Origin of the sequence: Halomonas sp. AOP7-B1-5 (assembly GCF_052353045.1) — a bacterium.
Classification (GTDB): Bacteria; Pseudomonadota; Gammaproteobacteria; order Pseudomonadales; family Halomonadaceae; genus Vreelandella; species Vreelandella colorata.
This window is the reverse complement of sequence record NZ_JBQTDC010000005.1, coordinates 14,353-33,825: the sequence shown is the minus strand read 5'-3', so window position 1 is coordinate 33,825 and position 19,473 is coordinate 14,353. Positions and strand designations below refer to the sequence as shown.

Sequence of the window (19,473 nt, the reverse complement as noted above, 5' to 3'; positions counted from 1 at the left end):
CCACTCCTGGGTCAGAACGCATGAAAAGGACCATTGTATGAATTTCATGGCGATACTTTCTCGCTTTTCCGTCGCGCAAGGAGTCTGGTAAATGCGAGTATTACTTTATGGCAGCGAGTTAAGTGCTGTGACCGCTGCTGCTGCGTTAGCCTGGGTAGGCCATCAGGTTCAGTGGCTACCCCACGAAAGCGCCCCTTGGGCGGTGCTTTCTCAAGTTGACTGGCTTCGTCGTGAACCTGAATTAATGCCGCATATTGAGCAAGGCCTGACCGATGGTACGCTGGAACTTATTGATAATATAGCGCAGGCGTCTCCCGCCGATGTTATCTGGCTTGCACTTTCCCCAAGCCAGCGTAATGCGGCCAGCACGCTACTTCAGCAGCCAGACCTCAACGTTCAGCAAGGCGCCGTTCTAGTCAATAACTCAACGTTCCCGGTGGGTGAAACGGAGCGTTTACACGATTTAATGCAAGACCAGCATAGCAGCGTTGCCTTACCTGACACGCTGGAAGAAGGTCGCGCCTGGGCTTCCTTTACTCGGCCAACGCGTTGGCTACTGGGTTGCGATGACGCACAGGGCGAACATGTAATACGCGAGCTTTTGCGTGCTTTTAATCGACGCCAAGAAGTGTTTCAACCTATGCCGCGCCGGGCAGCCGAACTTACTAAGCTGGCCATTAATGGCATGCTGGCCACGCGTATTAGCTATATGAATGAAATCGCCGGTTTGGCAGACACGTTAGGCGTTGATGTCGAACATGTACGTCAGGGCATGGGCGCCGATACGCGCATTGGTTTTGAATATTTATACCCCGGTTGTGGCTTTGGCGGCCCTAACTTCTCTCGCGATTTAATGCGCTTGGCAGACGTCCAATCCAAAAGCGGACGTTATTCTGCTCTGCTTGAACAAGTCATGGATATCAACGAGCAGAAAAAAGAGACCCTGTTTCGCAAGCTTTGGAGCCACTTTGAGGGCCAGCTTGAAGGTAAAACGGTGGCTATTTGGGGGGCGGCATTTAAACCCGGAACGGCACGTATTGATCACGCCCCCGTATTGACACTTCTGGAAGCACTCTGGGCACAGGGCGTTAAGGTAAGGCTACATGACCCAGCGGCGACGGCGGCCCTGCATCAGGAAGTCGGCTATCGGGAAGACCTGCAAACGTTCGACCAGGACCCTTATGAAGCCTGCGAAGGCGCCGATGCATTAATGCTTGTGACCGAGTGGAAGCCCTACTGGAACCCAGACTGGCATCGGTTGGCCGCGTTACTTAGTGCTAAGTTAGTGTTAGACGGGCGAAATATTTACGACCCTACATTTGTTGCCAGCTGCGGGTTAAAGTACCGTGGTATTGGTCGTCGCGCCGACCCTACGTCTTTTTGAGGAAACGCCATGCCCAATTCGACGCCTTCTCAGCGAATTGTTCCCGATGTGGACCAAAGCTTAACGGCCCAGCATTTACGCCACCGTAAAGGCCCGGCTGTGTGGCCATTATGGCTTGGGATATTCCTGCTGTTTGCTTTACTCGCCGCCGCCTCGGTTGGGCTGTGGTTAGAACGTGAGCGTCTTCAATCCGAGCTTCATCGGGTGAGTGGTGAGGTATCTAATGTTCATGCTCGGCTGGAGTCGGGTGACACTGACGTACAAGATACGATAACCTTTGTACAAGCTCAGATGTCGACACTTTTTCAAGAGCAAGAGCAGCTTTCTATAGCCTTGACGAATACTCGAGAAGAGCTTTACGGCGTGCTTACTGATAATGAGGATCAAGCTTCCAGTGAAACCATGGCAACCTTTTCACAGCGCCTTAGTCAATATCAGGAGCAGGCTGCCTTACGCGACAGTCAACTAGCGGCGCTGAGTAGCTCGCTAGATGCGCTTGAGCAGGCGGGCACGACGGGGCGACAGAATCTTGTTGAAGAAGTCAATTATCTGGAGCAGACCACAACGCAACAGCTAACCTCAATTGAAGAGCAGTCCAACCAGTTGAGCCAAACGTTAGACGAGCGGCTGGATGCCCAGAATGAGGCCATGAATGAGCGCTTTAATATGCTAGAAACTGAGCTAAATACGCTACAGTTAGAGTCAGCCTCGGCTAATAATGAAGAGATGGCAGCATTTGAACAACAGTGGAGTCAACGTTTAGCGGCTCTTGAAAGCGATATACGCCAGATTCGCCAAGCTCAATTAGCGTTTAGTGCTCAAATAGAAATGCTTCGGTAATAGGTTACGTAACAAAACAGCTCTGAGTCGCTGATTTATTAGGGATTTTATGTATGGGAAGACAACGGCGATGGCGTTCCGCCACTCAGGTGGCTTGTTTTATCATATTACCGCTATGCGCGGCGAGTGTGATGCCTGCATGGGCGCTCACTGCCGACATCAGTGGCATCGACGGCGATGTTGAGGCAAACGTGAGTGCATATCTGGAGAATATTGACGCTGAGCAATATACCGATGTGCGCCTGGAAGCCGAGATACGTAGCCGCACGCAAGAAGCCCTGCGTGTCTTTGGTTACTATGAGCCGGATATTACCATTGAACTTACGCCACCTATCAGGCTAACGATTGAGCCTGGCCCGCGTGTTGAAATTGAAGTGCTATCGATCAATATCGAAGGCGATGCTCAAGACGACCCGCCTTTTCAAGAAGCCTTGGATAATTTTCCCTTAAGCGAGGGTGATCCGTTGCGTCATGCCCCCTGGGATCGTTTACGGACCCAATTTGCAGGGCTTGCCATTGAGCGCGGTTATTTTGACTGGGGCTTTACAGATCGACGTATGGAAGTGCGCCCTTATCTGCAAAGTGCCCGACTTTATATGGATTTCGATAGCGGAACCCGTTACCGGTTTGGCAAGGTAAATATTACCGGTAGCCATATCGATCCCGACCGTTTGCAGCAGATGCAAACCTTTGAAGAAAATGATCCCTATCTGGCAGAATCATTGGCCACTTATAATCAGCGCCTTGGAGAAACCGGTTGGTTTAAGTCCGTTACCGTACGCCCACGCTTGGAAACGGCCCAAGAACTTACTATTACCCCTCCAGGGGGCGGTGATCCCTGGTTTAGCGAGGCCACTGCCTCTCAACCTCAGCGGCCACTGATCAGCAGCGCAGCTTTGTTAAGCGTACTGAACATCAATAAGCGTGACAATACTACGCTACCCATTGATGTAAGCGTTGAGCCTGCCGATCGCCATCAGTTTGAAGTGGGTATCGGCTATGCAACCGATGTAGGTCCACGCTTGCGTTTTAGCTGGCATCAGCCGTGGATTAACAGCTTAGGCCACAGCCTTGATCACGACCTTTATCTCTCCGCGCCCGAGCAACGTTTCACTGGGGTATACAACATTCCGCTTGAAGATCCACTGCGCGATAGTTACCGGTTGCAGTACGGGATCCGTAATATCGACGATAGCGACACTCAGTCGCTGGAAGGCTCTGTTGAAGTGGCTCGCCGTTGGCAATTTGAAAACGATTGGGTACAAACGCTGTATTTCCGGACTACCTATGAAGACTTTACCCAAGGCGGAGAGGCTGACGAGGTGTGGCTCTTTTACCCAGGTATTCAATGGTCGCGTACGCGTACCCGCCCGCAGCGGTTTCCTCTCTGGGGCGACCGTCAGCAGCTTTCAGTCGAATATTCGGACAGAATCTGGGGCTCGGACGCCAAGTTTACGCGTGTAACAGGCGATACGGAGTGGATACGCACCATCAACAACGACAACCGCTTTTCTGCCCGCTTGAGTATTGGTGCGATTGAAACCGACGATTTTTCCAAACTGCCACCGTCACTGCGTTTCTTTGCAGGCGGTGATCGCAGCGTGCGCGGCTACTCTTATGAAAGCCTTTCTCCACGTAATGCCGATGGTCGGCTACGCGGCGGCCAACAGATGATTACCTCAAGCCTTGAGTACCAGCGCCGTGTTAGAGAAAACTGGTGGGGAGCTACATTTATCGATACCGGCGATGCTTTCGATAACTGGGGGCCGAATGATTTAAAAACCGGAGCCGGGGTAGGCGTCCGCTGGATATCGCCCGTGGGGCCTATTCGCCTGGACGTAGCACATCCCTTCGATCATGAAGATGCGTTTCGTCTGCATTTCTCCATCGGCCCGGAATTCTAGGAGCACGCTTTGTCCCAGGTTGAATCTTCTACCGCCACGCCGCGCCATCAATACTCACCACGCCATCGTATGTGGCTATTGATATGGAGCTTGGTACGTCTGGTTATCGTGCTGCCACTCTGGCTGTTTGGTTTAATCGCAGTACTGCTGGGTACAGCATTATCTCCCTGGGGAACAGGGGTACTGTTTTCTCAGGGGGAACAGCGCGGCTATTTTTCATTTGAACATCAGGACGGGGCGCTTCTCGATCAATTCACGCTACAAGGCTTTCACCTTGAGCTAGGCAATATCAGGGTAGTCATTGATGACCTGGAGCTTGCCTGGGCCGATGACTGCGTGCTTTCAGGGCGACTGTGTCTGGATACCCTGCAGGTTGATGGGGCAGACATTCGTTTAAGCGCCAGCGATACGCCTGAAGAGCCGCCCCAGGATTCGGGTGATCCCTTCAGGCTGCATTTGCCTTTTCCCATTGAGCTGCGCTCTGTCCGTCTAGACAATGTCGATGTTCAGCTTGCGGATGGAACGCATATCAACTGGGTATCGTTTGAATCCTCGGCCACCGCTGAACAAAGTCAGGTGGCGTTAGCACCGACTCGCCTCGATCAGCTAAACGTTTATTTACCGCCATCGTCTGGCGTACAGCTCACTCAGGATACGCAGACGCCGTTAACCGCTGAAGGGATTGATGGTGCTATTTCCATTACCCAGCCCCAAGAAGATGCGTCACAAGCAGTTCCTGTCAACGAGCGTTTAGCCGCGCGCGAGCCGATTACCTTACCTGAGATAGTACTGCCGGTTGATGTGGAGGTTAGCGACCTGACCGTCACCGATGTAAATTTTGAAGGTGCCTTCGAATACTCTATTGAGCGGCTACAGCTAGCGGGCAGCACCCAGGAAAGCCAAGTGGCAATCGACACCTTCGAAGTAGTGACTGACGATGTTCAGGCAACGCTTGTGGGTAACGCTAACCTGACGGGCAATTATCCGTTAGAAGCGCAGTTAAATGCTGAGCTGTTTCTGCCCGAGTTATTCCCCGCGTTAAGTGGCGAAACGCTTGTGCTCGACCTTTCCGGGCCACTCAATAACCTGCAGGCTGAGCTGAATGCTGCAGGCGTGGTAGCTGCCTCTCTTAATGCGCAAATAGATGCCTTGGCACCGGATTTACCCTTTCAGGTTCGCCTACAAAGCGAGCGCTTGCAATGGCCGCTAACGGAGGAGCCACAGACGGAGGGCGAAAATACCAATGAACCCTACGTGGTGGAAGCGGTTGACCTGACGGTTGCGGGTAGCCTGGAAGCCTACCGTGCCGAGGTCAGCCTTCAGGCACAAGGGCCACAGTTGCCGCCTACCCAGATAACGCTTAACGGCGATGGCGACTTTAGCCATTTCCGCTGGGCCCCTTTAGCGCTACAAGTCGAGGAAAGCACGCTGCGTAGTGAAGGGCGCATCGATTGGCTGGCTCCTCTAACCATTGATACCCGCATACGCCTTGATCGATTTGATCCGGCCCACTTTGTTGATCAGATGGACGGCAATTTAACCGGCGATATTGATCTGAACGTGCGCCAGCTAGGTGATCTGTGGTCCGTTAGCATCGCGGATATCGACATTGAAGGTGAGCTGCGCGATTACCCATTAACGCTGCAGGCAGCGCTTGACGCTAACAGCAATTTAGAAGTGGATATCCACGAGCTGTTATTCACTCAGGGGAATAACCGTCTTCAAGCGTCAGGGCAGCTTAGCGAGCAGACAATGTCATTAAATGCCGACATAGACCTGCGGGAGTTAAGTACCTTATCGCCTGACTTGGCGGGTACTTTAACCGGCAATCTACAGGCAAGCGGTAGCTTCGAGCAACCAGCGCTGCTTGCCGATCTATCGGGGCGCGACCTGCGCTTTGCGGATAACCGCGTAGAACGGCTATCGATGAATGCCAATGTGCAGGGGCTTGAAGACCCAAGGCTAGATATTCAGCTTGGCCTGCAGGAAATTCTTGCAGGCGGCCAACGGCTATCCTCTGCCGACCTGAATTTGACAGGGCGGCTGTCTCAACACCGTCTGGAAGTGAATGTGCAGGGACAGCCTGATAGCCCCCTTAGCCGAGCCCTATTAGCGCTGGACGGGCGATTCAATCAACAGGGTCAGCAGTATCAAGGCCGGCTAACTCCTCTGGAAATTGACTCAGAAGCGGGCAATATTCGTCTGGAGGCGCCGCTTGATTTGAGTTACAACCTGGCTAATGGGCAGGCACGCCTGTCGCCTTTCTGCTTACGGCGTGAAGAGGGCGGTCTGGTCTGCTCTCAGGAACCGATCAATGCTTCCCCCGACCAGGGGCGTGCGGTATTAACCGTACGCGAAGTGCCTATGGAGATGCTCGAACCTTTCTTACCTGAAGAGTGGTCGTTCGAGGGGGATACAACGGCGGACATGGTCGTTGATTGGCGCCAAGGAGGCGCACGCTGGCAGGCCGATGTTCAAGTGCTTAGTGAGCTTGCGATTACCGCGATCAACGATTATGGGCAGCCTGTTCAACTGCCGGTTATTAATCTGGATGCAAACCTTCAGGCGAACCAGGCACAGGCGGATACCAACATAGTCCTATCGTTCTCTGAAGCGGGCGATTTAAGGCTTAACCTGTCGCTCAATGACCCGCTTGGACGAGGCACGTTAGATGGCGAGCTGCTAGCCAACAATCTCTCTCTTGCCCCTTATCGTCCTATGGTCGTGAGCATGGATAGTCTTGAGGGTGAACTAAACGGCCGAGTGCAGATTGGCGGCACCACCAGCCAGCCGGATTTGCAGGGCACGTTGGCACTACGTGGGTTGCGCGTTCACGGCCCCGATATTCCTGTTGATGTACGCGATGGCGAGTTAGCCCTCTCGTTTGATGGTGAGCAAGGGGATATTAATGGCTTCGTGGCGGCCGAGCGTGGCCGACTGAACATTACCGGGGACGCCTATTGGCCCGGCGCGGACGACTGGCGGATTGGGATCGACTTGAACGCCACGCAAGAGCCGTTACTGTTGGTATTGCCCCAGTTTGGCCGATTAGAGGCCGCACCGGATATTCGAGTACGCATTACGCCAGAACTACTCCAGGTGCGGGGTAATGTCGACTTACCCTGGGCGCGGCTCGAGATTGGCTCAAAGTCCTCCTCTGCGATTGAACCCAGCTCGGATGAAATCATTATTACCGAGCGCGAGGATCGCGAAGCTGAAGAAGAAGCGCGGCGCGTGGCTGAAAATGGCGGGCCAAGTGCCGCCGATGAGTTAGCTCAAGCGGGTATGGAGCTAGATGTTCTGATCACCTTGACGCTGGGCAGAGACATGCTAATTTCGGCCTATGGGCTTGAATCAGGCTTGGGTGGCACGCTGGAAATCCGCCAAGACAGCGGCGGGCTTCAGCTGTTTGGCGATGTAAATCTCGTTGATGGCCGTTTCCAGGCCTTTGGCCAGGACCTATTGATCCGACGCGGCCAGCTACTGTTTAGCGGCCCGCCGTCGCTGCCATCTCTTGATTTCGAAGCTATCCGTAATCCGGACGTGACCGCAGACGATGTCATTGCAGGACTACGCGTAACGGGTAGCGCTGAAGAACCCAACGTGACGATTTTCTCGGAGCCTTCAATGCCTGAAAACCAGGCCCTCTCGTATCTATTAAGAGGTCGAGCATCAGATTCCAGCGGCGGTATGGACAGTGCCCTGACCACAGCCTTGATTGGCATGTCACTGGGCCGCACGGGTGGAGCTGTTGGCTCCATTGGTGAAGCGTTTGGTATCGATGACCTGGCACTGGATACGACCGGTGTAGGGGATGACAGTCAGGTAGCCTTGAGTGGTCAACTATCCGATGATCTGCGTATTAGCTATGGGGTGGGAATTTTCTCACCGATTGCCGAACTAACGTTACGTTATACGCTATGGCGTAATCTATATGTACAGGCTGTGTCAGGTGCTAATCAGGCGGTGGATTTGATTTACACCTTCTCCCGCCAAGGCAACCCTGTAATTTATAAGCAGCAATAGAGAGACTGACATGACGCAATTAAACGATGGTAAAGGCGCAGAAACAGAACGTACAACGCCCGTCGAAACCAGTGAGCACCATACTATCAATGGTCACTCACTACATGCGCCTTATCCTGAAAACCATGAAGAAATCGTACTGGGGATGGGGTGTTTCTGGGGTGTTGAGCGTCTTTTCTGGCAGCAGCCCGGTGTTTACGTTACAGCTGCAGGCTATGCGGGCGGTACTATCCAGCATCCCACTTACCAGGAAGTTTGTTCCGGGCGAACTGGGCATGCTGAGGTTGTCCGCGTGATCTATGACCCAAGCAAAGTGGCCATTGAAACCTTGCTTCAGGTGTTTTGGGAGCAGCACGATCCCACTCAGGGAAATCGTCAGGGCAATGATATTGGCTCACAGTATCGCTCGGTGATTTATACGACCACCGATGAGCAGCTAACCGCAGCGAGGCAGAGCGCAGAAGCTTATCAAAGTGCTTTGAGTAAAGTAGGCCGGGGAGCAATCACCACGGACATCGAACCGCTGGATACGTTTTATTTTGCAGAAACGTACCATCAGCAATATCTCGATAAAAATCCGAACGGCTATTGTGGTTTGAAGGGCACTGGGGTGGTTTGCCCTATTGGTGGGTAACCGCTCAAATACAGTCAAATAAAGGCGACTATGCTGCTGAGCCATAGTACTTACTTAAATACAGTACTACTTAGCTATAAGTGCTGCTTAGCCATAGTCGCCTGGTGCTTAATCGCCAGACTGTATGCGATCGATACGGTAAAGCGTTTCTACCTGATCTAAGCCAGTGACCGTACATTTAAGGTCTTTTACACGACCATCGCTTAAACCATAGACCCAGCCGTGCACGGAAATGGACTGGCCACGCTGCCAGGCCCGCTGCAAAATTTTAGTACGGCATAAGCTGTTAACCTGTGCTTTAACGTTGAGTTCGCACATACGGTCTATTTGATCATCCAGGGGAAGATGTCCAAGTGTGTTTCGATGCTGGTTGTATTGCTCACGCACCGAATGTAGCCAGTAATCAACCACACCGCACTCGCCGCCTGTTACTGCCGCTCTAATTCCGCCGCAGCCGTAGTGACCGACAATCATAATATGACTTACTTTGAGTACATCAACGGCATACTGAACGACAGAAAGCGCGTTCATATCAGTATGATGCAAAAGGTTGGCAACATTACGGTGAACGAAGACTTCACCGGGGGGGAGTGCAATAATCTGATTAGCGGGAACCCGGCTATCAGAGCAGCCTATCCACAAATAATCAGGATTTTGCTGATCTGAAAGGCGCTTAAAATACTCGGGATCCTCTTCGCACATGCGTTCAGCCCAGGCACGATTATTGTCGAGAAGCGTCGAAATAGAATCAGACATTGAATCTCCGTTTCATTACATCGTCAGGTTAAGGCGAAATGCAAGTAAGTGGAGAAGGTTTTAACCTTCCCTGCGACGAAGGTCAATAAGCGGGCGCAGCTAAGCGTTTAATGCGTATAAAAACTTATTAGGAGCAGATAATGGTAGCCGATTCTGAATATGAGTATGACCTGCTAGTGATCGGTGCAGGATCAGGCGGCGTGCGTGCTGCCCGTACCGCAGCTGCGACAGGCGCTAAGGTCGCTATCGTAGAAGACCGCTATCTAGGCGGCACCTGCGTCAATGTAGGCTGTGTCCCCAAGAAGCTTTATGCCTATGCGGCCCATTTTCACGACAGCTTCGACGACGCCGCAGGATTTGGCTGGAGCCTTTCAGAACCTGCTACGTTTGACTGGGCCACGTTAAGAGATAATAAAACTAGTGAAATTAAGCGCTTAAACGGAATTTATCAGCGCATGCTTGAAGGAGCAGACGTCACACTTTTCAATGCCCGCGCACAGCTGGTTGACGGCCATACGGCGGCATTGAAAGATGAAAATGGCGTTACTCATATCACGGCGAATAAAATTTTGCTGGCGACAGGCGGTTGGCCATGGGTGCCCGATTTTCCAGGTAACGAGCATGCGCTGGACTCAAACCAGGTGTTTGATTTAGAAAAATTTCCAAAACGTTTCCTGGTGTTGGGCGGTGGGTATATCGCGGTTGAATTTGCAAGTATCTTTAACGGCTTAGGTAGCGAAACCCATCTAATCTATCGTGGTGATCTATTTTTAAAGCAGTTTGACCACGAGGTGCGCGAGTTCACCCGTAACGAAATGGACAAAAAGGGGGTCAACCTTCATTTTAATGCCAATATCGAGCGTATCGAGGCCACGGGATCCAGCTATAACGTCCACCTGACCACCGGTGAAGTGTTAGAGGTGGATGCGGTACTGGCAGCCACGGGGCGTGTAGCCAACGTTCAAGGGCTGGGCACGGAAGAGCTGGGAATTTGTTTGGATGGAGACGGAAAAATTCCCGTCAATGAGCGCTATGAAACGTTAGTGCCATCTATTTTAGCGCTAGGCGACTTAACTGCCGGCCCTGAATTAACGCCTGTCGCTCTTGCTGAAGCCATGCAACTGGTTGATTACCATTTTAAAGATAAGCAGCCAACTCCTCTTGATTACGCTACGGTACCTACTGCTGTCTTTTGTCATCCTAATATCGGCACAGTAGGGCTCAGTGAAGAGGGAGCACGGCAAAAACTGGCCAAGATTCGGGTTTATTCCACTGAGTTTCGAGCGCTGAAACATACCCTCTCGGGAAGTCAGGAACGCACGCTTATGAAACTCATTGTGGATGATGAGACCGATCGAGTCGTCGGTGTCCATATGGTAGGAGATGAAGCGGGGGAAATTATGCAGGGTATTGCCATTGCTGTTAGAGCAGGTCTTACCAAGCGTGACTTTGACTTAACTATTGGCATCCACCCGACCGGGGCCGAAGAATTTGTCACCATGAGAACAGTGACTCGACATTGACCCCCCTTTTTTTCTAACTTTTCAAAAAGAAGTGTTTAAAAAAGCGAGCCAGCATCAGGCTCGCTTTTTTTATGCCTCACCTTTTGCAAAGTCAGACTAAACTCATATTGTCTCATTACGCAGACCACCACTTAGGGCACCAAGAGCGGCTTAAATGAGCCAACTATAATCAAAAATTATGGAAAATAGGGCGGTGGATAATATGATTTTTGAATTGTTAAGAATCAGTTGTTATAATGGGCATCAAATTCGCTACAGCGAAGCATAACTATGAATACGCCAATACAGCCTTTTACATCGTCATCTGAGCTTGCACGCCCCACGGTAGCCGATGCAGTGGTTGGTTTTTCTGAAACACCGCTGTTTATCCGTAAGCCGAATGCCGAAGATGGTTGGGGAGTATATGAATTAGTGAAAGCGTGTCCTCCTCTGGACGTCAATTCTGCTTACGCCTACTTATTACTTGCGACGCAATTCCGTGATACATGCGCCGTTGCCACTAACGAAGAGGGCGAAATTGTCGGGTTTGTTTCTGGTTACGTAAAAGATAACGCCCCAGACACTTATTTTCTGTGGCAGGTGGCAGTAGGTGAAAAGGCCCGCGGCACCGGACTTGCTCGCCGCTTGGTTGAAGCCATCCTGTCACGCCCTGAACTCACTAACGTTCATCATCTTGAAACCACGATTACGCCTGACAATCTGGCATCCTGGGGCTTGTTTCGCCGCTTAGCAGCTCGCTGGCATGCGCCGCTTAATAGCCGAGAATATTTCTCTACCGAACAGCTGGGTGGAGAACATGATCCGGAGAACCTGGTTCGCATCGGCCCATTTCAGGCTGATCACATCTAATCTGCACTATCGCTGCATTATCTCGTCACACTCTTGCCAGCTTAATGATCACAAGGAGGTCGCTAATGAAGACTCAAACACTTGAACGTATGGAATCTAATGTTCGTACCTATTCACGTTCATTTCCTGTTGTGTTTACCAAAGCGCAAAATGCTCGTTTAACCGACGAAAACGGTCGTGAATATATCGACTTTTTGGCGGGTGCCGGAACGCTTAATTACGGCCATAACAACCCGCATCTCAAGCAAGCCATGATTGATTACCTATCCAGCGACGGCATTGTTCATGGCCTGGATATGTGGACGGCAGCAAAACGGGAATATCTCGAAACATTAGAAGAACTCATTTTTAAACCGCGCGGGCTGGATTATAAAGTTCATCTGCCAGGCCCAACGGGCACGAACGCCGTTGAAGCAGCTATTCGTCTGGCACGTGTTGCCAAAGGCCGTCACAATATTGTGACTTTCACCAATGGTTTCCACGGTGTGACCATGGGTGCATTGGCAACGACAGGTAACCGTAAATTCCGTGAAGCAACCGGCGGTATTCCTACTCAGGGCGCAAGCTTTTTACCTTTCGATGGTTACATGGGTGAGCATGCCGATACGCTTGATTATTTTGAAAAATTACTCGGTGACCAATCAGGTGGACTGGATATCCCGGCAGGCGTCATTGTTGAAACCGTGCAAGGCGAGGGCGGTATTAACGTGGCAGGTCTGGACTGGTTGAAACGCCTTGAAAGCATTTGCCGCGAACACGATATCCTATTGATCGTGGATGATATCCAGGCCGGCTGTGGCCGTACTGGGAAGTTTTTCAGTTTTGAACATGCGGGTATCAAGCCTGACATCGTGACTAATTCTAAGTCTCTCTCAGGGTTTGGTTTGCCATTTGCCCATGTATTGATACGCCCAGAGCTCGATATGTGGAAACCGGGTCAATATAACGGCACCTTCCGTGGCTTTAACCTTGCCATGGTAACGGCGACCGCAGCGCTTAAAAAATATTGGTCTAACGATACGTTTGAGCGCGATATTCAGCGCAAAGCGCGTATTGTAGAAGAGCGTTTCCAGAAGCTGGCAACTCTATTATCTGAAAACGGTATGCCAGCTACCGAGCGCGGCCGCGGCTTGATGCGCGGTATCGACGTTGTCTCAGGTGATCTTGCCGATAAAATCACCAGCGAAGCGTTTGAAAACGGCTTGATTATTGAAACGAGTGGCCAGGGCGGCGAAGTCGTTAAATGTCTTTGCCCGTTAACCATTACCGATGAAGACCTGCTTGAAGCGCTGGATATCCTGGAAGCGGCTGTCAAAACGGTTATTAATAGGTAATTTGACGCAGTCTTACGAATCACCCTAACGAAAAACTCAGCGGCTGGTACTGCCAGCCGTTCAGGGATGGAGTAAATTATGATTGTTCGTAATCTAGAAGAAGCGCGCAAAACTGATCGTCTGGTAACCGCTGAAAACGGCAACTGGGACAGCACGCGTCTAGTACTTGCTGAAGACAACGCGGGTTTTTCTTTTCACATCACGCGCATTTTTCCAGGTACTGAAACCCATATTCAGTACAAACATCACTATGAAGCGGTTTTTTGCTATGAAGGCGAAGGTGAAGTAGAAACCCTGGCCGATGGCAAAATTTGGCCCATTAAAGCAGGCGATATCTACCTGCTGGATCAGCATGACGAGCACCTACTGCGCGGTAAAGAAAAAGGCATGACCGTTGCCTGCGTATTTACTCCCGCGCTGTCAGGTAAAGAAGTGCACCGCGAAGACGGCTCCTACGCACCAGCTGATGAATAAGCACTGATACACAGCCTTTAGTGCTTGGACATATGTCCTTGGAAAGCAGCCTTGCTCAAGCAGGCTGCTTTTTAATGTCTATGTACCTGACCCAATTCAGGGGTTAGAGGCGGCCTTCAACCTAGATACTGAGGATAGTAGGCTGCGGGTTCTGTGCGCTTCACAAAGATCCTCTAGTTGTTCGCATAATATATATTATGTTAAATATGATATTCATTATCACGCAATATACTTTTGCTCTATTAGTGTCGGATCGCTATTCTCTGGCGGGTCTTTTATAACCATTATGACGAGCTTGCTAATGCGCCATAACTGACACGAGCTCGACCAGCCTGCTTCGCTTTGTACAATTGCTTATCCGCTTCCGCCAACAGCGCTTGTTGCTCCATGTTGCTGTCTGGGATAACCGATGCCACACCTAATGAGATAGTCACATGCTGCGCTACCTCCGAGCCCATATGTTCAAGCTTTAATGCTTGCACGCTTGCCTCAATACGCTCTGCAACATGTAAAGCCCCCGCCAAATCTGTTTTAGGCAACAGGCACGCAAACTCTTCACCACCATAACGCGCTATCAAATCATACGGCCGGAAGGATACACCGACTAGAGCTTCAGCTACCTGCTGCAAGCAATTATCGCCCTTCAAGTGTCCATAAAGATCGTTGTAACGCTTAAAATAGTCGACATCAATCATGATCACCGACAGCGTATATTGCTCCCTCAGGCACTGGCGCCAATCTCGATTTAGCTGTTCGTCAAACATGCGCCTGTTAGCGACACCTGTTAAGCCATCGATCAATGCAAACGAGCGCAAGATGTCACTTTGCCGCTTGAGCGTTAGGTGCGTATTGACCCGTGCTTTGACAATAACGGGGTTGATCGGCTTGACGATAAAATCAACCGCTCCAAGTTCGAGACCCAACACTTCATCCTCTACCGCGCCTAGAGCCGTTACAAAAATAATGACGATATCGCGTGTCCAGGGTCGGCTTTGAGTCTACGACAGACCTCATGGCCATCCAGGCCGTCCATATTAACGTCAAGCAGAATCAAATCCGGTGCTATCGTTTGGCACATATTTAGGGCTTGAGCCCCATCCGTGGCCATGAATACCTCACACTCCTCACGAAACAGCTCATACAACACCATAATATTAATGCGCTGGTCATCGACTAGCAGTAATTTAGGCTTGTTTTTTGAAACGGCTTGCCACTGTTGCACTAATCGTCCCTCAGTTTGAATGCAGCAGGTCATGACCTGCGAGTAGCGCTGCCGCAAAATCCAGAGATCTTACCAGATCAAGAAAAGCATCGTACTCACTCCGCATAGCCTGTGGAGTGAGTCCCTGAAGCGATTCACTCTTTTCGATCGCTTGCAGGCTGCCTACCTCTAAAAGCTGCAATATAGCTCGCAGTACTTCATGCCACTGCTCAATGGATAAGTCTGCACTGTCTTCATTCACTGGTACAAATGCCGTGGATGCCATTACCGGAAGGTCAAACATCGCCCTCAACATACCGTCACTGGCTTGTAACAGCGTAAATAGATGATCAGTATCGACATCATTCTGGTTCAGTCCTTGCGATTGTTTGCTGGACTCGGTATTTCGTAAATCTTGCTCCAGGGCTCCTACACGATCTGCAAACGCCGTGGCGCCCATCGTTGCGGAACTGCCCTTGATAGCATGCAACAAACTGATAGCGCCTACCCTATCGCCCTGCTCAAAGGCTTCTTTCAGGCGCCCAAGCTGCTTGGTTTGCTCATCCGCGAATTTTCCCAGCATAGTACGAATCAGCTTGTAGTTACCGCCAAAGCGACGACTAATCGAAGATTCCGGCTCGACAATAGTATTAATCGACTCGGTTGGAGGTGGCGCTACTTCTGCTCCGGCCACTTCCTGTGTTGTATGGCTTAATAGCGTGGCAATCAGTCGCTCGAGGTCAACCGGCTTGCTGAGATGATCATCCATACCCGCAGCGTAACATGCTTGCTTGTCTTGCTCCGACGCATTGGCCGTCATGGCAATGATCTTTACACCACCTTGGTCGCCGTCAGCGCGAATTAGACGGGTAGCTTCCAATCCGTCAATATCAGGCATTTGGATATCCATTAATACCGCATCAAAAGCGGGGGTAGACTTGGTGGCTAACGTCACACCCTCAAGCCCTCCCTCTGCGAGAGTTACTTCAGCACCTTCTTGGGTTAATAGCTCAAAGGCGACCTCGCGATTTAACATATTGTCCTCAACAACCAAAAAGCGCAGTCCTTCTAAGCGCTTTGGAAGCAATGACCGCATGTTGGAGGCAGTGGGCTGCGGCATACTTGGCGATATAAGCGCATTGTTGATCGAATTAATCAATTGTTGGGGTGTGACAGGCTTGCTAAGAACGTCGACAAAGGGAGCATCACCCAACTGCTGTGAATCAGATAGTACTTCCTGGCCGCAAGCAGTGATCATAATGATGGGCGGTTTTTTTTGCAGACTTTGCTGATGTATTTTGCGTGCTGCGCTTAAGCCATCCAGTTCAGGCATACGCCAATCCATCAGTATGATGTCATAGTCATTGCCGCCACGCTGCATTTGCTGAACGCGATCCACGGCTTGTCGGCCATCGCGGACAAGATCCACCTGCCATCCCATAGACTGAGTCATGCGTACTAACAGCTCACCGGCCACCTCATTATCATCAACAACCAGCAGATGCTTAGTGTGATCTGCTCCCGGTAGCAAGGTGCCTAACGGCGGTTCTTGAGCAATGCGCATATTGATATCAAACCAAAAGCAACTGCCTATCCCGACTTGGCTGCTGACCTGTAGCTCTCCTCCCATTAATTCGATAAGCCGCTGCGATATCACCAGGCCCAACCCCGTGCCGCCAAAACGTCTGCTGGTAGACGCCTCAGCTTGGGTAAAACCATCGAAGATACGCTTGAGATGTTCAGGGTTAATGCCAATTCCGCTGTCAATTACTTCAACGCGTAAGCGCACCTCCTCTGACTGCCGGTGCCGTTGTCCGACCTTGACAGCTACATGACCGTGTTGCGTGAACTTCAGCGCATTGCCCGCTAGGTTGACTAACACTTGCTGTAAGCGCAGTCCATCACCATATAATGCGCTGGGCAATTGAGGGTCAATATCGAACATGACCTCAACGTCTTTTCCTGAAAGATTACCCGCAAGAATAATGGCTAAGTCACGCATCAGGTTTTCAAGATCAACAACATGTATATCCAACTGCAGCTTTCCAGCCTCGATCTTTGAGTAGTCGAGAATATCGTTGAGTAATCCCAGTAGCGACTTTGCCGCCGACTCGGCTTTGCTGATGTAGTCAAGCTGGCGGGTATTCAGCTCGGTGTTCTGAACAAGCTGAAGCATTCCCAACACTGCATTCATAGGGGTGCGAATTTCATGGCTCATATTCGCTACAAATGATGATTTGGCTGCGCTAGCGGCATCCGCTTGTTCCTTCGCATGCTGCAGGCGTGTTTGCAACTCAAGCTGGGCAGTTATATCACGGTTGATACCTGTCACTCTTATTGGTGTACCGTACTCATCGCGCTCGACCTGTGCACCTGCCTGCACCGTGCACAGGGTGCCATCAGGGCGTACCACCCGAAAAACAGGATTATACGCCTCCCCTTTTTCTAGCAGGCTGTGTAGCTTGCTTTCGGCCATATCCATATCGTCTGGATGGATGCGCTCATGCCAGTGTTGATAGCTTAAGCCTGAAGGTACCTCGTTCGACGATAGCCCATAGAGTTGGAACATACGTGCATTCCAGCTGAGTGAATTATCGGCCATGTCCCAAGACCAAATCCCCAATTCCGCCGCATCGGCGGCCATAAGCAGTTGGTCACGCGCCGATGAGACTGCACTTTCGGACGCTTTTTGTGTCGTTAAATCTACAGCGATGCTGAGATAACCGTTGATGTCTCCATGATCGTCATACATAGCGGTAATAGAGACCGAAACCGGTAAAGGAACGCCGCCTTTACAACAGTAGGTCCATTCGCGCGTGTCGGCGCCGTGCCGTTCAGCCTCATGTACTAATACGCAAAATCCGTTCACCGTGCATCCATACTGGGATGCCAATTCATTGGCACGAAGTGCCATTTCTGCCTCTGTATGGAAATCAATCAAATTGTGCTGATCAATCACATCAGCTGCCTCGTAGCCTAATATGCGCTCAGCACCGGTATTAAAAACTTTAATGACACCAAGCAAGTCCGTGGCAATAATTGCCACCTCAGAAGCTGAGCTCAGTACGCTGCCTAATAGCACGTTGAGCTGAAGCAGTTCAGATGTACGTTGTGCTACCTGGGCCTCTAGGCTGCTATTCAGCTTATGAATCTGTGCATCAGCGGCGACTCTTTCTGAAATATCTCTAACAGTTTTTGCCCCTCCTATAACACGACCTTCTGAATTGAAAATAGGTGACATGGTGACTGAAACTGAAATGAGCGTTCCGTTTTTGTGCTGTCGCTGTGTTTCAAAGGCTGATGTCGACTTTCCAGCCTGAATGCAAGCAAGTACGTTTTCCTCCTCAGCTAATTTTTGTTCAGGCATAATCAGATGGCCAATACGCTGTCCCAAAGTCTCTTTGCTGCTGTAGCCAAATAATTCTTCAGCTCCTTTATTCCAGCTGGTGACTTTGCCATTACGGTCCATTCCAATGATGCCGTCGGCCGAACTCTCGACAATTGCCGCAAGTTTTGCCTGTTCAGCGATAATGCCGCGTCGTCGTTTACGACTGATGTTGAGGACGCCCATCAGGGCCGCCATAAGCATGGAAAACAACACCCCGATACTTAATACCAGAAGCGGAGAGAGCTGATTAAGCTCACGGATAAACGGTGGATGGGCTTCGAACCGAAGCTGCCATCTTCGTCCATACACATCTCGTTCGACCGTACGTGAAAGCACGATATCGTTAGGGTTTTCATCGCCACTGGAATAAAACTCAACGCTCTTTTCAGGATCGGTAACATCTTGCAATTTAAGGCTAATAGCTTGCTCGGGTTGCCGCAGCCCGTTGAGTACGGCATCAATGCTCAGCGCTGCATAGCTCCAGCCCAGTGTTTGTGCTTCTCGTGCTTCGGGAGTGTCGGGTGGGGTGCCGCTACGAAAGATAGGCATCAGGATGAGAAAAGATTGCTGTGGTTTGCCTGTGGCTTGCACCAGCGTAATAGGCCCTGTTAGACGTACTTCACCGCTGCGCATTGAAGACAGCGCTGCTTGTCGACGGTTAGCCTCAGAAGCTATATCCAGACCTATGGCGGCGAGGTTACGCTCCACCGGATTAATATACTGTATGATGTAGCGTTCAGATTGATGCGGGGCGATTTGGCGAATGGCGAATTCAGGCCACCCATCGACCTGGGCCTGGGTGAGAAACTCAGCTTCGTCTTGCAGCGGCACTCGGCGAATAAAGCCAAACCCACGCGCGCCAGGAAACTCTTCGTCAACATTACGCGTCTTACTGTAGAGGTCAAAACCCTCTCGTGTGATGGCCTGACTGCTTGCCATTGTTTGAATAGCACCGCGCGCGCCGCGCAATCCGTATTGATAAAGCTCAATGCGACTAACTACCCCATCTGCAGCCGTTTCGGCTGCCGCAGTCAACGCTTCTTCACGCTGGACCTGATTGAAGTGTGCAACTATCCAGCAGGCAGCAACACTAAATCCCACGCCAGCGATTAAACTAGCAATAGGCCAGCGATTTGCAGGGACTAGCGCGATTTTATTAT

13 protein-coding genes are annotated in these 19,473 nt (G+C 51.0%); 9 read left to right on the top strand and 4 right to left on the bottom strand.

Annotated elements, in window-relative coordinates; genetic code table 11:
* Positions 1-91 precede the first annotated feature (91 nt).
* From ACT3XD_RS04215 to msrA, 5 genes are read left to right on the top strand one after another with little or no spacing between them, the layout of a single operon-like run.
* A complete protein-coding gene (locus tag ACT3XD_RS04215) occupies positions 92-1,384 on the top strand; it encodes a nucleotide sugar dehydrogenase (RefSeq protein ID WP_192539006.1) in 1,293 nt (430 codons plus the stop codon).
* Positions 1,385-1,393: 9 nt separating this feature from the next.
* A complete protein-coding gene (locus ACT3XD_RS04210; protein WP_192539007.1) occupies positions 1,394-2,224 on the top strand; it encodes a hypothetical protein in 831 nt (276 codons plus the stop codon).
* A 53-nt stretch (positions 2,225-2,277) separates the two neighbouring features.
* Positions 2,278-4,128, top strand: coding sequence for an autotransporter assembly complex protein TamA (gene tamA / locus ACT3XD_RS04205; RefSeq protein ID WP_192539008.1), 1,851 nt, complete (start codon positions 2,278-2,280; stop codon positions 4,126-4,128).
* Between the two features lie 9 nt (positions 4,129-4,137).
* Positions 4,138-8,154: an autotransporter assembly complex protein TamB gene (tamB, locus tag ACT3XD_RS04200; protein ID WP_444280543.1), complete on the top strand. Its 4,017-nt coding sequence runs from the start codon at positions 4,138-4,140 to the stop codon at positions 8,152-8,154.
* Between the two features lie 10 nt (positions 8,155-8,164).
* A complete protein-coding gene (gene msrA, locus ACT3XD_RS04195) occupies positions 8,165-8,788 on the top strand; it encodes a peptide-methionine (S)-S-oxide reductase MsrA (protein ID WP_192539009.1) in 624 nt (207 codons plus the stop codon).
* A gap of 108 nt (positions 8,789-8,896) precedes the next feature.
* Here msrA and can read toward each other — a convergent pair whose 3' ends face one another.
* Positions 8,897-9,544: a carbonate dehydratase gene (can, locus tag ACT3XD_RS04190; RefSeq protein WP_192539010.1), complete on the bottom strand. Its 648-nt coding sequence runs from the start codon at positions 9,542-9,544 to the stop codon at positions 8,897-8,899.
* A gap of 140 nt (positions 9,545-9,684) precedes the next feature.
* Here can and gorA point away from each other — a divergent pair, with 140 nt between their 5' ends.
* The 4 genes from gorA (at position 9,685) to ACT3XD_RS04170 (ending at position 13,724) form a co-directional block, all read left to right on the top strand.
* Positions 9,685-11,067: a glutathione-disulfide reductase gene (gorA, locus tag ACT3XD_RS04185; RefSeq protein WP_192539011.1), complete on the top strand. Its 1,383-nt coding sequence runs from the start codon at positions 9,685-9,687 to the stop codon at positions 11,065-11,067.
* A gap of 270 nt (positions 11,068-11,337) precedes the next feature.
* Positions 11,338-11,916, top strand: coding sequence for a diaminobutyrate acetyltransferase (ectA, locus tag ACT3XD_RS04180; protein WP_192539012.1), 579 nt, complete (start codon positions 11,338-11,340; stop codon positions 11,914-11,916).
* A 65-nt stretch (positions 11,917-11,981) separates the two neighbouring features.
* The gene (ectB, locus tag ACT3XD_RS04175) at positions 11,982-13,250 is read left to right on the top strand and encodes a diaminobutyrate--2-oxoglutarate transaminase (RefSeq protein WP_192539013.1); all 1,269 of its coding nucleotides are present in this window, start codon (positions 11,982-11,984) and stop codon (positions 13,248-13,250) included.
* 78 nt (positions 13,251-13,328) lie between these two features.
* Positions 13,329-13,724, top strand: coding sequence for an ectoine synthase (locus ACT3XD_RS04170; protein ID WP_192539014.1), 396 nt, complete (start codon positions 13,329-13,331; stop codon positions 13,722-13,724).
* Positions 13,725-14,008: 284 nt separating this feature from the next.
* Here ACT3XD_RS04170 and ACT3XD_RS04165 read toward each other — a convergent pair whose 3' ends face one another.
* The 3 genes from ACT3XD_RS04165 to ACT3XD_RS04155 are packed head-to-tail and all read right to left on the bottom strand — an operon-like array spanning position 14,009 to position 19,252.
* Positions 14,009-14,647, bottom strand: coding sequence for a diguanylate cyclase (locus ACT3XD_RS04165; RefSeq protein WP_225736249.1), 639 nt, complete (start codon positions 14,645-14,647; stop codon positions 14,009-14,011).
* A 29-nt stretch (positions 14,648-14,676) separates the two neighbouring features.
* Positions 14,677-14,946: a response regulator gene (locus ACT3XD_RS04160; protein ID WP_318782771.1), complete on the bottom strand. Its 270-nt coding sequence runs from the start codon at positions 14,944-14,946 to the stop codon at positions 14,677-14,679.
* A 10-nt stretch (positions 14,947-14,956) separates the two neighbouring features.
* On the bottom strand, positions 14,957-19,252 hold the full coding sequence (locus ACT3XD_RS04155) for a CHASE domain-containing protein (RefSeq protein WP_225736251.1): 4,296 nt from the start codon (positions 19,250-19,252) through the stop codon (positions 14,957-14,959).
* Positions 19,253-19,473 lie beyond the last annotated feature (221 nt).